Below are 14,396 nucleotides of genomic sequence, written 5' to 3'. Positions count from 1 at the left end.
TATCGCAAAACTGTATTGCTCAAAAAAACTGTACGGTTGGATGAAATTTTGCTGGCTGTATATGTCGTCAGTGCATATGCTTATCTAGGATTTCAACATATTTTTACCACTTGGTAAATTGTTTTCAGGAGAAACACATGCTAAGCAAGCAACAGCTCAATTCGTATTGGATGCCTTTTACGGCCAATCGTGATTACAAGGAAGCACCTCGTATTGTGGCTTCTGCCTCTGGGATGTTTTATCGTGATCAAAACGGGCGCGAAATACTTGATGCCACGGCCGGGCTGTGGTGTGTGCCGCTCGGACATTCCCATCCGACTATCGTCAAAGCGGTGCAAGACGCCGTGGCGACCCTCGATTACGCACCAGCATTTCAAATGGGGCATCCGGCGGCGTTTGAGCTGGCTGAACAACTTATTGACTACAGCGGTAACAAGTTCGGACAGGTGTTTTATACCAACTCCGGTTCGGAAGCGGTGGATACCGCTTTGAAAATGGTATTAGCTTATCACCGGGCTCGTGGTGAGGCCCAGCGTACCCGCTTTATTAGTCGTGAACGAGGCTATCACGGCGTGGGATTTGGCGGTATGTCTATCGGTGGATTGCCAGCCAACCGCAAACAATTTGCTAATTTGCTTGGTGGTGTTGATTATCTTCCACATACCCATAATCTGGAAAAAAATGCGTTTAGTCGCGGCTTGCCAGAATACGGTACGCATCTCGCGGATGAATTGGAACGCCTCGTTACCTTACATGATGCATCAACCATCGCTGCGGTGATTGTTGAGCCTTTGTCCGGTTCCGCTGGTGTGATCTTACCGCCGAAAGGTTATCTCAAGCGTTTGCGCGAGCTCTGCGATAAGCACGGTATCTTGCTGATCTTTGATGAAGTGATTACCGGATTTGGTCGCATGGCGACACCGTTTGCTTCTGACTTTTTTGATGTACGTCCCGATCTGATGACCACTGCTAAAGGGCTGACCAATGGTGTGGTGCCTATGGGGGCTGTCTTTAGTCATCAGAAAATTTACGATGCCTTGATGGATAGTGCAGCAGGTATAGAACTGTTTCACGGCTATACCTATTCTGGCCATCCTTTGGCATGTGCCGCTGGTTTAGCGTCACTCAAGGTATTTAAAGAAGAAAAAATACTGGAACACGCACAAAGCATGACGGCGTATTGGGAAGATGCGCTGCATTCATTGAAAGGCTTGCCGCATGTGATTGATCTGCGCAATGTCGGTCTGATCGGTGCAATTGAACTTGAATCTATCCCTGGTAAGGTCGGTGCTCGCGCGATGGCGGTCTATAAAAAAGCGTTTGCCGAAGGCGTATTGGTTCGCACCACCGGCGACATTATTGCAATGTCACCACCATTGATTTTAGAGAAACAGCATATCGATCAATTGTTTGGAAAACTGGCAGAAATTTTAAAAGCGGCTGCCTAAGGCTTTGCAGTAAAGCGCAAAGAATACCATCGAAGATTTTGAAGAGAAATATAACAACATGAGCCAATATCAAGTTCATCACTATATCAATGGTGAAATACATGAAAATATCGACAATCGCTTTGCTGATATTTTCAATCCCGCTCTCGGCACAGTGCAAGGCGCCGTGGCGCTGGGGACTGAGCATGAAGTGAAGATCGCCGTTGCTGCTGCTAAGCAAGCGTTTCCGGCGTGGGCGAACACTCCCGCACTCAGCCGCGCCCGCATTCTGATGAGCTATCTGCAATTGCTGCAACAGCATACCGAAGAGTTTGCGCATTTACTGACCAAAGAGCATGGTAAGACCCTTGCTGATGCACGCGGTGAGGTTGCGCGCGGTATCGAAGTGGTTGAATTTGCGATCGGCATTCCACAGTTGCTCAAAGGCGAATATTCTGAGCAGATCGCTCGCGGTATTGATGCTTGCAGTATGCGTCAACCTTTAGGTGTCGTTGCTGGCATTACGCCGTTTAACTTCCCGGTGATGGTGCCCATGTGGATGTTTCCGATTGCGCTGGCATGCGGCAATACCTTTGTCCTTAAACCGTCTGAGCGCGATCCTTCGGCTTCTTTATTGCATGCAAAATTATTGCAAGAGGCTGGTTTGCCAAAAGGTGTGTTTAACGTAGTGCAGGGCGACAAAATTGTGGTTGATGCTTTGCTTGATCATCCCGATGTGCAGGCGATCAGCTTTGTCGGTTCAACGCCCATTGCGCAAGCCATTTATGCGCGTGGTTGTGCCAATGGCAAACGCGTACAAGCTTTGGGCGGCGCTAAAAATCACATGGTTGTGATGCCCGATGCGGATCTGAGTATGGCAGTGGATGCACTGATGGGGGCGGCATACGGATCTGCTGGTGAACGTTGCATGGCGATTTCAGTCGCAGTGGCCGTAGGTTCCGCCGCTGACGCGTTGGTCGATGCGATGGCGGCGCGTGTAAAAACACTCAAAATCAATAATGGTTTGGTGGAGGGGGCCGAGATGGGGCCCGTTATTACCCATGCTGCCAAACAGCGTATCGAAAGCCTGATCAGCGAGGGCGTTGCGCAAGGAGCAAAACTGGTCGTTGATGGACGCAACCACGTGGTACCCGGATGCGAACAAGGATTTTTTACTGGCGGTAGCCTGTTCGACCACGTGACAACAGACATGAGCATCTACCAGCAAGAGATCTTTGGCCCGGTGTTATGCGTGGTGCGGGTACCAAATATGGCAGCCGCCGCAGAACTGATCAATCAACATGAATACGGCAATGGTGTTGCCGTCTTTACCGCAGACGGCGGCACAGCTCGTGAATTTGTACGCATGATACAAGTCGGTATGGTCGGTGTGAACGTTCCACTGCCGGTGCCTATGGCTTTCCATAGCTTTGGTGGCTGGAAACGTAGTTTGTTTGGCGATCATCACATTTATGGCCCAGAAGGCGTGCGTTTTTATACACGTGTCAAAGCCGTGATGCAGCGTTGGCCAGACAGTATGTCAAAAGGGGCGGAATTCTCTTTCCCGCAAATGAAATAATCCGCGATCTGGAAAACGCTTGATCGATCTGTTTTTTATCGTCCTTCAGCTTGTTTATTCGTTGCATGGATCATTGATGCATGTAACACGGGTTTGTATTTTTTGTTGTATCTGAACATTGTTTAACTGGAGCCACCCATGTTGGAAGCCCTGAAACATCTCACCGCAGCAAATACGCGTCCAGAAGAACTGGCCGCGCAGTTTAGTGATCTTCATCCTGCATTAAACAGCCGTCAGGCGGCAATAGAAAGCGAACGTTGTTTGTATTGTTATGATGCACCTTGTAGCCGCATATGCCCTTCTGAAATTGATGTGCCCAGCTTTATTCAGAATATTGCCGTCGGCAATATCAATGGTGCAGCCAAAGGTATTTTGCAACAAAACATCTTGGGTGCCAGTTGCGCCCGTGTTTGCCCCACAGAGATTTTGTGTGAACACGCTTGTGTGCGCAATCACGATGACGAAGGTGCACCGGTAAAAATCGGTCTGTTGCAACGATATGCTTTAGATCATATGAAATTTACGCAGCATCCGTTTCCGCGTGCCGCAGCAACCGGTAAAAAAATCGCCATTGTTGGCGCGGGCCCCGCGGGCCTATCTTGCGCTCACAAGCTGGCGACCTTAGGTCATGAGGTCGTAATTTTTGAAGCGCAAAAAAAATCTGGTGGCCTAAATGAATATGGGATTGCGAAATACAAATTAACCGGCGACAGCGCACAACGTGAAGTTGATTTTCTGTTGCAGGTAGGTGGTATCAGTGTCAAGCACGAACAAAAACTTGGTGCCAATTTGCACCTTGAACAATTACGGCGCGACTTTGATGCGGTGTTTTTGGCATTGGGATTAGGGACGAGCCGAGAGTTAGGTTTGACTGGTGAAGACGCGCCGGGTCTGCTGGCGGCGGTGGATTACATTGCAGAATTACGTCAGTCCGACGACTTAAGTCAATTACCCGTCCCTGCGCAGTGCGTCGTGATCGGAGCTGGTAATACCGCCATCGATATGGCGGTGCAAATCGCCCGTTTAGGTGCGCAGCAAGTCACACTGGTGTATCGCCGTGGCGCACAACACATGTCTGCGACTTTACATGAGCAAGAGATCGCCAAAGCCAATCAGGTCAGAATCGTCACCTGGGCACAACCTCAGCAGGTGTTGTTTGATTTTGCTGGCAACGTGTCGGGAATGCGCTTTGAGAAGACGCATGAGGTCAACGGAAAATTACAAGGCACCGGAGAAACATTGGATATCCCCGCTCAAGCGGTTTTCAAAGCCATCGGCCAAAGCCTCGATGCAGCAAGCCTTAACGATCCGATTGCTCACGACGTGAAGCGCGAGAAAGACAAAATCTGGGTCGACGATCACTATCGCACCAGTTTATCGAAGGTCTACGCCGGAGGCGATTGCATTGCGCCGGGACAAGATCTGACTGTGCAAGCGGTACAACATGGCAAGCTGGCAGCGCTGGCAATCAATAACGACTTGAAAGCGAAGGTGTGACATGGCGGATCTCTCAATTAATTTTGCTGGCATCAAAGCGCCAAACCCTTTCTGGCTGGCCTCTGCACCACCGACTGACAAAGCGTACAACGTCGTCCGTGCGTTCGAGGCGGGGTGGGGCGGGGTTGTCTGGAAAACGCTGGGCGAAGATCCTGCGCCAGTCAATGTTTCTTCACGTTATTCCGCGCATTATGGAAAAAATCGTGAAGTCATCGGTTTTAATAACATCGAACTGATTACCGACCGCAGCCTGGAATTAAACCTGCAAGAAATTACCCAGGTCAAAAAAGATTGGCCAGATCGCGCGATGATTGTTTCATTGATGTTTCCGTGTGAAGAAGAAAGCTGGAAGCGTGTTCTGCCGTTGGTAGAAGCAACTGGCGCTGATGGGATTGAATTGAACTTTGGTTGTCCACATGGCATGCCAGAACGCGGCATGGGTGCAGCGGTGGGGCAGGTGCCAGAATACGTCGAAATGATTACCCGTTGGTGTAAAAAATATTGCTCTTTACCGGTGATTGTGAAGCTGACGCCGAATATCACTGACGTGCGCATTCCTGCACGTGCAGCATTGGCAGGTGGTGCGGATGCGGTGTCGTTGATCAATACCATTAATTCCATCACCTCTATCGATCTGGATCAGATGGTAGCGCGCCCTATCGTCGGTACGCAAAGTACGCATGGTGGCTATTGCGGCAGTGCGGTGAAGCCGATTGCACTGAACATGGTGGCAGAAATTGCACGCGATCCGGCAACCCAAGGTTTGCCTATCTCTGGCATTGGTGGCATTGGAAATTGGCGCGATGCTGCTGAATTTATGGCGTTAGGTGCTGGTTCTGTGCAGGTGTGCACTGCTGCAATGTTGCATGGTTTCCGTATCGTCAAAGAGATGAGCGACGGTTTGTCACGCTGGATGGATGAAAAAGGTTATGAACGTATCAGCGACTTTTCTGGTAAAGCCGTCACCAATACGACTGACTGGAAATATCTGGATATGAATTATCAAGTCATTGCTGAAATTGATCAGGATAAATGCATACGGTGTGGTCGGTGCTACATCGCTTGCGAAGATACTTCGCATCAATCGATTTCCCAATTGATCGGTGCTGAAGGTGTCCGTCGTTACGAGGTAAAGGCAGAAGAATGCGTCGGTTGTAATTTATGTCAGATTACCTGTCCCGTAGAACAATGTATCACCATGGTTCCGCAAGCAACCGGTAAATCGTATATGAACTGGACGCAAGACCCACGCAATCCACGTGCAGTAACTTAATCATAGCTTCCTTCGTATTGTTGATTCTTGAGTTTGATCTTGTGCATGCCAGAATTGACGCAAAACCATGCCTGGTATTGCGTCCGTTCTGCTTAAAAAAATAAAATCGGATACATACAAAATTCGCCTTGTAAGTTGTCATAATCTGGCAAGGACGATTTTGTGAAAGTCCTGAAAAAAAGAGAAAAACGCCTGCCCTTTGGCTGGAATAGAGCTTGCTAGTCTATTGAGACGTAAGTCCGGGGTACAAGTTTTTTCAATACATCCATCTGGAGGGGAATATATGCATACCGAAAGCAGTCAACTATGGAATGAGGATCTGGCACCGACGTCCGAAGCACAGCGCACCTGGCGCTGGTATCACTTTGCGGCATTATGGGTGGGAATGGTCATGTGCATTCCGGCTTATACGCTGGCAGCGAGTCTGATCGAAGGCGGCATGTCTGGTTATCAGGCGGTGTTATGTGTCTTCATTGCCAATGCAATTGTGTTGATTCCTATGTTGCTGATCGGTCATGCGGGGGCCAAATATGGCATTCCTTACGCAGTATTAGCGCGCACTTCATTTGGTGTTCGAGGTGCACGCTTGCCTGCGTTGATGCGCGCAATTGTCGCTTGCGGCTGGTACGGCATCCAGACCTGGTTTGGTGGGCAAATGATTTATACCCTGGGTGGCGTTTTACTCGGCCATCCTTTAGGACAAGACAAAATTGCTGGTCTTGGCATCAATGCGGCGCAATTGGTATGTTTTCTGATTTTTTGGGGCATACAGTTTTGGTACATTTTTCATGGCATGGATGCGATACGCAAGCTGGAAACCTATACTGCACCGTTGAAGATTTTGATTTGTTTTGTGTTGCTGGGTTGGGTGTATAACAAAGCCGGTAGCTTTGGCCCTATCCTGGATCAGCCGTCGCAGTTTATCGAAGGTGGTAAAAAAGCAGGTCAATTCTGGAGCACATTTTGGCCGTCCCTGACCGCGATGATCGGTTTTTGGGCAACGCTGGCTTTGAATATTCCTGATTTCACCCGCTTTGCCAAATCGCAACGTGATCAGGTATTAGGACAAACGATCGGTTTGCCTGCACCTATGGGGTTGCTGGCATTGTTAGCCGTGATTGTGACCTCCGCTACCGTGGTTCTGTACGGCAAGGCTTTGTGGGATCCGGTGGATCTGGCGAGTCGCATGACGGGTGGCGCGGTGTTGATCGCGCTGGTTATTTTGTTGATTGATACCGTGTCGGTCAATCTGGCAGCCAATCTGGTTGGACCTGCCTACGATTTTTCTGCATTGAACCCGCAATTAATTTCTTATAAAACTGGTGGCTACATCACGGCTGGTATCGCTTTGGTGATGATGCCATGGAAGATACTCGAAACCACGCAAGGTTATATTTTTACCTGGCTGATAGGCTATTCCGCCTTGCTCGGACCCATCGCCGGGATTTTGATTATCGATTACTACTTTATCCGTAAGACGCAAATTAAGGTCGATGATTTGTACCTGGAACAAGGCATCTATCAATACACAAATGGTTGGAATTTTGCGGCAGTGATTGCGTTTGTTATTGGTGTGTTACCGAATATTCCCGGATTTTTGAATGCCGCATTTCCGGCAGCTTTTCCAGATATTCCTGAGCTCCTCAAAACCGTCTATACCTATGCTTGGTTTGTTGGTCTGGCTTTATCGGGCGTTGTGTATTGCGGTTTAATGATGAGTAAAGCGAATACTGCGATGGTGGCACAGGCTAATTCTTAATTGGGTTTATGTCGAAAATGCCGTTACCCAAAATGGGTAACGGCAATCTGAGTTGTTGAGTATGTAAAGAATCGGGGAGTGGCGATGAGCATCTTGATACGTGGTGGTGTCGTAGTGAATGCGGACCGAGAGTTCCGTGCCGATGTACTGTGTGATAACGGGAAAATCATTGCCGTTGGTGAGCATCTGCCAACACCTTTGGACGTCGAGGTCATTGAGGCCGATGGCTTGTATGTGATGCCGGGTGGAATCGACCCCCACACGCATATGCAATTGCCGTTCATGGGTACCGTCACGCAAGATGATTTTTTTAGTGGCACCGCCGCTGGTCTTGCGGGTGGTACCACCAGTATTATTGATTTTGTGATTCCTAATCCACAACAAAGTCTGATGGAAGCGTTCCATACCTGGCGTGGTTGGGCAGAAAAATCTGCATCAGATTACTCGTTCCACGTTGCCGTTACCTGGTGGGATGACAGTGTGCATGCTGATATGGGCAAGCTGGTCAATGAACATGGCGTGAATAGTTTCAAGCATTTCATGGCGTATAAAAACGCGATCATGGCGGACGACGAGATTTTGGTTAAAAGCTTTCGCCGTGCCTTGGAACTTGGGGCCATGCCAACCGTTCATGCAGAAAACGGCGAGCTGGTGTATCTGTTGCAGCAAGAGTTGCTGAAAAAAGGGCAGACCGGGCCTGATGCACATCCACTGTCGCGCCCTCCCATCGTCGAAGGCGAAGCAGCTCAACGCGCAATTGCGATTGCCAATGTACTCAATACACCGCTGTATATTGTGCACGTCTCTTGCCGCGAATCCCTCGATGCAATTACCCGCGCACGTGCCAGCGGACAACGCGTCTTTGGCGAAGTGCTGGCGGGTCATCTGACCATCGATGATAGCGTCTACCAACATCCTGATTTTGCACATGCAGCAGGTCACGTAATGAGCCCGCCGTTCCGCAGCAGCAGCCACCAACAAGCACTCTGGCAAGGCTTACAAGGCGGTAATTTACATACGACAGCAACCGATCATTGCACGTTTTGCGCCGAGCAAAAAGCTGCCGGAAAAAACGACTTCACTAAAATTCCAAACGGTTGCGGCGGCATCGAAGAACGCATGATGGTGTTATGGGATGCTGGTGTGAATACAGGTCGTTTAACACCATCCGAATTTGTTAAAGTCACGTCCACCAATTGTGCCCAGATTTTTAATATCTACCCACGTAAGGGTGTGATTGCGGTAGGTGCTGATGCAGACATCGTTTTATGGGACGCGCATGCGAGCAAAACATTATCGGCAAAAACGCAATTTTCAAAAGGTGATTTTAATGTCTTTGAAGGGCGCACTGTCAAAGGCATACCAACCTATACCATCAGCAATGGCAAACTGGTGTACAAACTAGGTCAACTCATGGCGCAAACGGCTGCGGGTAACTATGTCAAACGGCCACCATTTTCTGCGATGTTTGGCGCGTTGAATAAAATGCGCGAATCTGAAAAACAGGCTTAATCAAAGACGAATGAGGAGTGCAATATGGCTGTAGCATTACGTGATTTACGGATTAATGGTGATCGCCTTTGGGCTTCGTTAATGGAACTGGCTCAAATAGGTGCGACGGCAAAAGGCGGCGTCAAACGGCTGGCATTGAGCGATCTGGATAAACAAGGGCGCGATTTAGTAGTTTCGTGGGGCAAACAAGCAGGTATGACGGTGGCCGTGGATAAAATTGGCAATGTCTTCATGCACAGAGCCGGGCGCAATGCCGCATTGCCACCAGTGATGTCCGGCAGTCATATTGACACCCAACCTACGGGCGGCAAATTTGATGGCAATTACGGCGTGTTGGCAGCATTAGAAGTGGTGCGCACTTTGAATGACCATCAGATACAAACCGAAGCACCTATCGAAGTCGCCTTCTGGACGAATGAAGAGGGCTCTCGCTTTGTGCCGGTCATGATGGGTTCAGGTGTGTTTTGCGGTGCTTTCACACTTGAACACGCGTATGCTGCAAAGGACATCGACGGCAAGACCGTCGCCGACGAACTGGCACGTATCGGTTATCTCGGAACAGAAGAACCAGGGCAACATCCTATTGGTGCCTATTTTGAGGCGCATATAGAACAAGGCCCGGTATTGGAAGATGCCGATAAAGTGATTGGTGTCGTGCCCGGCGTTCTTGGATTATCTTGGTACGACTGCGTGGTTACAGGGATGGAGGCGCATGCAGGCCCGACCCCGATGGGATTGCGCAAAGACGCCTTGCAAGTGGCGACACATATTATGCAAGAGGTGGTGAATATCGGAAATCGCTATCCACCGTATGGACGCGGCACAGTTGGCATGGTGCAGGTGTTTCCGAACAGCCGCAATGTGATTCCAGGTGAAGTGAAATTTAGTATTGATCTACGCAACGTATCATCTGAATTGCTCGATACCATGCACAATGAGATTCTGGCTTTCGTCGATAGCAGTAGCCAAAGTTCTGGATTAAAAATCAGTATAGAACGTGTTTCCTATTTTCCACCTTGCCCGTTTCATCCAGAGTGCGTCGATGCGGTACGAAAGGCTACCGCTGAGCTTGGTTACAGCACAATGGATGTAGTGTCAGGCGCAGGACACGACGCAATTTACGCCGCACGTCTCGCACCATCAGGGATGATTTTTGTGCCGTGTAAAGACGGTATCAGTCATAATGAAATTGAAGACGCTAAGGCGGAACATCTAAGCGCTGGATGCAACGTGTTATTACATGCAATGCTAGAGCGCGCGCAACCCGTCGTCTAGCCCATTTGATCAACGTCGGTATAGTGGCGATAGCGGCTCATTGAATGCTAATCTGATTAGAGTCATTCCAGCATTAGATAAAAATTGAAACGCTATTTGTCACCTTTTGATTTTTGTAGAGAAAGTGAGATGCAATTACATATTCCAACACTCAAAACGGCCCGGCTTGCGTTGGTACCACCGGATTCCTCCCATCTGGCAAATTACCTCGCAGTATACGGCGATGCTGAAGTGATGTCTCATATAGGTGGGCCAATGGATGCAGACCAGGTATTTGAGATGATGGCACGACAAATTGGTCACTGGGCATTGCGAGGATTTGGTGGTTGGTCAGTACAGTTACGCGATAGTGGGGCCATCATAGGGCGGCTCGGCTTGATGCGACACGAGGGCGCTGTTGATATCGAGATCGGTTGGGTACTCGGGCGTGAAAGTTGGGGGAAAGGCTACGCGACAGAGGGGGCGCAAGTGGCGCTGGCGTTTGGTTTTGACGTGGTGGGTGCGAAGCAAATATCAGCACACATCGCGCCCGGCAACGCGGGCTCGATTGCTGTGGCGACTAAGCTGGGCATGCGGCTGGAAACTGCCAGGTCAGTGCCCGAAACAAATGTTTATGTACTTACTACTGACGAGTTTCGTTGATCCGAAAAACTCAATTCTACGTATTGACTGATAATGGCAGGCGAGGAAGACGGAGCATTTATTCTCGCCTGCTCATTTCTCAAACAACCGAGACTCAATGATGTCTGCCATTGCGCCGCCTTGTGTGCTATTTTCTTCACGCAACTGCAGTGCGATATGACTCCGACTACTAGTCGAATCATCCTGGTTCGCTTTCCATTTTCCGACGAGTTTGATCAGTGGAATTTCAATTCCCACAATTTCAGCCATGAGGCGATCAATGAAATTCCGGGGCGCATCGCTGACCGACCAGGGTAATTTTCTTTTCGATTCAAAATGGTCGGTCAATTGTGTCGGCAGGCCGTAGAACTCCCGATGATCATCCACAATGCGTAAATGACCGTGACCATGCACCACCGCATAGTCGTAGGTCGGCACCACCGCACCCGTTTTCATTCTCTCCTCATGCCAGCCTGGCCGGATGTAGGCACTGGCGCCCTGAAATATCAATAGCAACTGATCTTTATTCTCCCACACCGGATTCGCACGAGCGACATGACCGCGCAAGGTTCCGAGCGGTGCAACTGCGCTTAGTGGCGTAATGATCAAAGGAATATGATTCGCCGTCATACCATCCTCTTCCATACTGACTATGCTGGCGAGCGGATGTTGGCAGATCTGCTCCATACTGGTCGAAATGTCCGTTTATTGAGGGAGGAATAATTAAATGGCCAACGTTAAGTGCGGAAGAAAAATCTTACCAGCGTTGAATTTTTAGCGCGTCAAACGAATTTGGCTGGGAATTGCACCAAGGTGGCGAAACATTGTTCTTCTCAGGGCCGTTGAATCTGCATATCCGACGCGCTCAGCGACTTGTTCAACGTTGAGTCGGCTGGATTCGAGTAATTGTCTTGCAACGCCAATCTGAACACTTTGAATTAGCGTTTTTGTACTGGAACCGGTCATTGCTTTTACATGCCGGCTTAATGATCGCTCAGAAATGCAAGACTCGGCAGCGAGAGCCGCAACAGTGGGGATATGCGGTAAGGAGTCCCGAACGCGCTTTGTTAATCTTGCGATCAAATCATTACCACTGGCAAAAGCGACTGGCATGGCGAATAAAGCCTGAGATTGTCGTTTATCAATCAACAATGCACGTGAGACACCGTCCGCAAGGGGCGCGCCAAACCGAAGTCGTATCAGGTGGATCAACAAATCCATCTGAGCAAAAGCGGCGCCGGCGGTGATGATATTTCCGTCGGCAATGACAATGCGTTCTGCTTCAACCCGACATCGGGGCTCCAATTCTTGCAGCTTCTGAGTGAGCCACCATGAGGTCGTTGCTTTTCGATCGCAAAGCAATCCTGCCGCTTGACATAAAAAGACGGACGAACAAGATGCAGCGATGCTGCCTCCTGCATTTGCATGTTTTCTGATGAACTCGATTGCACTTTGACTATCCGCTTGTTTAAGTCGCTCTTGCACCGATTCAGGGTTATCCAATCCTAGTCCGGGTACGATTAAAATTGAATTGTCAGGACGATAGCGCTTAGGCAGCTTTTGTACAAACATACGAAGCCCATTCGAGAACTCGAGTTCATTGGATTCCGTGCTTACTACTCGCCATCGAGGAATGGCAACGCCAAGCGGTGAAGCAATCGATGCTGCGACCGTGAGCATGTCCAGTGTCATCGCAACACTGGATGCATAGGCATTAGAGAGAACTAAAACGGTGAAATCATGCATGGCTGAAATTGCCTTATAAATGTCAAATCGGACATCTTCATTGTTCCATGATTTTGCATTAAAGTGAAGTCTCATTCATCATCAGGTGCCTCGATATGCCAAATATGCTCATCAAATTGCCTCACAATGCATTTTCTAATGACGCTAAAGCGAAACTAGTAAAAAGCCTTAATGCTGCCGCAGCAAACGCTGAACAAATTCCGGACGATCAAAGAAAACGCTTCTTATGCTGGATTACGATCGACGAGGTAGCGACCGGATCCTGGACTTGTGGAGGTATCGATTTAAGCGCTCAGCTGATACCTTGCATTGCGATGATTTTTCTGCCCGCAGGCGTGCTTGACGGTGCTACTCGCGCTTCTTATATTGCTGACATACATAAAGCCTTCATCAACGCGCTCGCACCAGAAGAGCAGCGGCAACTCGCAACTTCGATTGTATTGCATGAGGTCACTGATGGATCATGGGGCGCCAATGGCAATGTCTGGAGATTACCGGACTTCGCAAGAGCAGCGGGATTTTCACATTTACAGACATTGCTCAAGAATGAATAGCTTCTTGCCGTAAACTTCTTTTTTTAAACATCAAACAACTGAGCTTCCATCATTTTCGCCAGACCGGCACCGTGCATATTATTTTCTTCACGTAATTGCACCGCAATATGGCTACGGTTGGTTGTCGATTTATTCTGGCTGGTTTTCCATTTTCCGATTAATCGTGTGATGGGGATTTCAATGCCCACGATTTGCGCCATCATATTTTCGATGTATTCCGGTGGTGCATCTGCGACTGCCCATGGCTTTGGGCGTGTTGATTCAAAATGCTCGGTGAGTTGTGTGAGTAAGTTCAGAAATTGAGTGCTGTCTTCCACTGCGTTGATTTTTCCATGCGCATGAACAACGGCGTAGTTGTATGTCGGAACAACCGCGCCTGTTTGCTTTTTTTCTTCGTACCAGCCAGGGGTAATGTAAGCCGATGGTCCCTGAAAAATCAGCAGAACTGGTTCGCGATTTTGCCACACCGGATTAGCGCGTGCTACGTGACCGAGTAATTTACCGAACGGTGCTTCCGTCGTTGGTGGCGTAATGATGAACGGAATATGATTGGCAGTCATGCCATCTGCTTCCATGCTGACCATGCTGGCAAGCGGGTGTTGATGGATGAGATCATGTAAGACGTCTAGGCGTTCTTCAGAAAAATGGGCAGGCATGTACATAATGAGTTACTCCGGAATAATCGTTACATCAGCGCGCAAGGAATTGGCGACATAACAGTGCTCGTGAGACAAATGATGGAGAGCATCGATTTGCTCCTTCGTGGGCATCTTCTCACCCGAAAAGCACGTGGCAGGGCGCAATTCTATACGTGCTATGTAGAGACGTCCGCGTTCATTTTTTTCCATAAAACCGGTGGCATAGTCCTGATAGTGATCAACGATAAACCCCTGTTTTTGGGCAAAGCTCAGAAAAAATAACATATGACAACTTGCCAGAGCAGCGACTAACGCCTCTTCTGGATCGACATTTTCTGCAACCGACATCGGTAGTGGAACTGAGCTGGGAGCCGAGGAAGCGGGAACGCTAAATCCCCCATCAAATTTCCATTCGTGACCGCGACTATATCGATTATCAGTGAATAGCTGATTCCCACGTTGCCATACTACCTCTGCCTTGTATTCGCTCATTGAATGTCCTTTTTGATCTAAAA

Annotated in this window: 13 protein-coding genes; 9 read left to right on the top strand and 4 right to left on the bottom strand. The window is 49.0% G+C overall.

Translation table 11 applies throughout. The annotated features are described in order from the left end of the window. The first annotated feature begins 137 nt into the window (after nt 1-137). The 8 genes from aptA to H8K32_RS11035 all read left to right on the top strand — a co-directional run bounded on the left by aptA (nt 138) and on the right by H8K32_RS11035 (nt 10,964). Nucleotides 138-1,448, top strand: a complete 1,311-nt coding sequence (gene aptA / locus H8K32_RS11070) for an omega-aminotransferase AptA (protein ID WP_246447288.1) — start codon at nt 138-140, stop codon at nt 1,446-1,448. Between the two features lie 58 nt (nt 1,449-1,506). Further along, complete coding sequence (locus H8K32_RS11065; RefSeq protein WP_186912559.1) at nt 1,507-3,006, top strand: CoA-acylating methylmalonate-semialdehyde dehydrogenase; 1,500 nt, start codon at nt 1,507-1,509, stop codon at nt 3,004-3,006. Nucleotides 3,007-3,144: 138 nt separating this feature from the next. Further along, nucleotides 3,145-4,503, top strand: a complete 1,359-nt coding sequence (locus H8K32_RS11060) for an NAD(P)-dependent oxidoreductase (RefSeq protein ID WP_186912558.1) — start codon at nt 3,145-3,147, stop codon at nt 4,501-4,503. Between the two features lies 1 nt (nt 4,504). Further along, a complete protein-coding gene (gene preA, locus H8K32_RS11055) occupies nt 4,505-5,776 on the top strand; it encodes an NAD-dependent dihydropyrimidine dehydrogenase subunit PreA (RefSeq protein WP_186912557.1) in 1,272 nt (423 codons plus the stop codon). Nucleotides 5,777-6,059: 283 nt separating this feature from the next. After that, nucleotides 6,060-7,535, top strand: coding sequence for an NCS1 family nucleobase:cation symporter-1 (locus H8K32_RS11050; protein WP_186912556.1), 1,476 nt, complete (start codon nt 6,060-6,062; stop codon nt 7,533-7,535). Between the two features lie 84 nt (nt 7,536-7,619). Continuing rightward, nucleotides 7,620-9,047 carry a dihydropyrimidinase gene (hydA, locus tag H8K32_RS11045; RefSeq protein WP_186912555.1) on the top strand — a complete coding sequence of 476 codons (1,428 nt, stop codon included), beginning with the start codon at nt 7,620-7,622 and terminating at the stop codon, nt 9,045-9,047. Nucleotides 9,048-9,071: 24 nt separating this feature from the next. Continuing rightward, on the top strand, nt 9,072-10,322 hold the full coding sequence (locus tag H8K32_RS11040) for a Zn-dependent hydrolase (RefSeq protein ID WP_186912554.1): 1,251 nt from the start codon (nt 9,072-9,074) through the stop codon (nt 10,320-10,322). A 129-nt stretch (nt 10,323-10,451) separates the two neighbouring features. Then, entirely contained in the window at nt 10,452-10,964 is a 513-nt protein-coding gene (locus H8K32_RS11035) for a GNAT family N-acetyltransferase (RefSeq protein ID WP_186912553.1), read from the top strand. Between the two features lie 72 nt (nt 10,965-11,036). On the opposite strand, the gene H8K32_RS11030 is transcribed toward H8K32_RS11035, so the two are convergent. Together H8K32_RS11030 and H8K32_RS11025 are read right to left on the bottom strand one after the other, a co-directional pair. Next, nucleotides 11,037-11,642, bottom strand: a complete 606-nt coding sequence (locus H8K32_RS11030) for an FMN-binding negative transcriptional regulator (RefSeq protein WP_390312096.1) — start codon at nt 11,640-11,642, stop codon at nt 11,037-11,039. Nucleotides 11,643-11,717: 75 nt separating this feature from the next. Continuing rightward, nucleotides 11,718-12,689, bottom strand: a complete 972-nt coding sequence (locus tag H8K32_RS11025) for a GlxA family transcriptional regulator (protein ID WP_186912551.1) — start codon at nt 12,687-12,689, stop codon at nt 11,718-11,720. A gap of 95 nt (nt 12,690-12,784) precedes the next feature. On the opposite strand from H8K32_RS11025, the gene H8K32_RS11020 reads away from it, so the two are divergent. Continuing rightward, the gene (locus tag H8K32_RS11020) at nt 12,785-13,243 is read left to right on the top strand and encodes a tautomerase (protein ID WP_186912550.1); all 459 of its coding nucleotides are present in this window, start codon (nt 12,785-12,787) and stop codon (nt 13,241-13,243) included. Nucleotides 13,244-13,266: 23 nt separating this feature from the next. On the opposite strand, the gene H8K32_RS11015 is transcribed toward H8K32_RS11020, so the two are convergent. Together H8K32_RS11015 and H8K32_RS11010 are read right to left on the bottom strand one after the other, a co-directional pair. After that, nucleotides 13,267-13,905 carry an FMN-binding negative transcriptional regulator gene (locus H8K32_RS11015; RefSeq protein ID WP_186912549.1) on the bottom strand — a complete coding sequence of 213 codons (639 nt, stop codon included), beginning with the start codon at nt 13,903-13,905 and terminating at the stop codon, nt 13,267-13,269. A 6-nt stretch (nt 13,906-13,911) separates the two neighbouring features. Continuing rightward, nucleotides 13,912-14,373, bottom strand: a complete 462-nt coding sequence (locus H8K32_RS11010) for an OsmC family protein (RefSeq protein ID WP_186912548.1) — start codon at nt 14,371-14,373, stop codon at nt 13,912-13,914. Nucleotides 14,374-14,396: the final 23 nt, after the last annotated feature.

This window comes from Cognatundibacterium jejuense (assembly GCF_014284255.1).
Taxonomy (GTDB): Bacteria; Pseudomonadota; Gammaproteobacteria; order Burkholderiales; family Burkholderiaceae_D; genus Undibacterium; species Undibacterium jejuense.
This window is presented reverse-complemented; position numbering and strand designations above follow the sequence as displayed.

Coding starts and splice junctions, on each gene's coding strand:
- aptA (WP_246447288.1), top strand. CDS start 138: ATGCTAAGCAAGCAACAGCTCAATTCGTATTGGATGCCTTTTACGGCC.
- H8K32_RS11065 (WP_186912559.1), top strand. CDS start 1,507: ATGAGCCAATATCAAGTTCATCACTATATCAATGGTGAAATACATGAA.
- H8K32_RS11060 (WP_186912558.1), top strand. CDS start 3,145: ATGTTGGAAGCCCTGAAACATCTCACCGCAGCAAATACGCGTCCAGAA.
- preA (WP_186912557.1), top strand. CDS start 4,505: ATGGCGGATCTCTCAATTAATTTTGCTGGCATCAAAGCGCCAAACCCT.
- H8K32_RS11050 (WP_186912556.1), top strand. CDS start 6,060: ATGCATACCGAAAGCAGTCAACTATGGAATGAGGATCTGGCACCGACG.
- hydA (WP_186912555.1), top strand. CDS start 7,620: ATGAGCATCTTGATACGTGGTGGTGTCGTAGTGAATGCGGACCGAGAG.
- H8K32_RS11040 (WP_186912554.1), top strand. CDS start 9,072: ATGGCTGTAGCATTACGTGATTTACGGATTAATGGTGATCGCCTTTGG.
- H8K32_RS11035 (WP_186912553.1), top strand. CDS start 10,452: ATGCAATTACATATTCCAACACTCAAAACGGCCCGGCTTGCGTTGGTA.
- H8K32_RS11025 (WP_186912551.1), bottom strand. CDS start 12,689: ATGCATGATTTCACCGTTTTAGTTCTCTCTAATGCCTATGCATCCAGT.
- H8K32_RS11020 (WP_186912550.1), top strand. CDS start 12,785: ATGCCAAATATGCTCATCAAATTGCCTCACAATGCATTTTCTAATGAC.
- H8K32_RS11015 (WP_186912549.1), bottom strand. CDS start 13,905: ATGTACATGCCTGCCCATTTTTCTGAAGAACGCCTAGACGTCTTACAT.
- H8K32_RS11010 (WP_186912548.1), bottom strand. CDS start 14,373: ATGAGCGAATACAAGGCAGAGGTAGTATGGCAACGTGGGAATCAGCTA.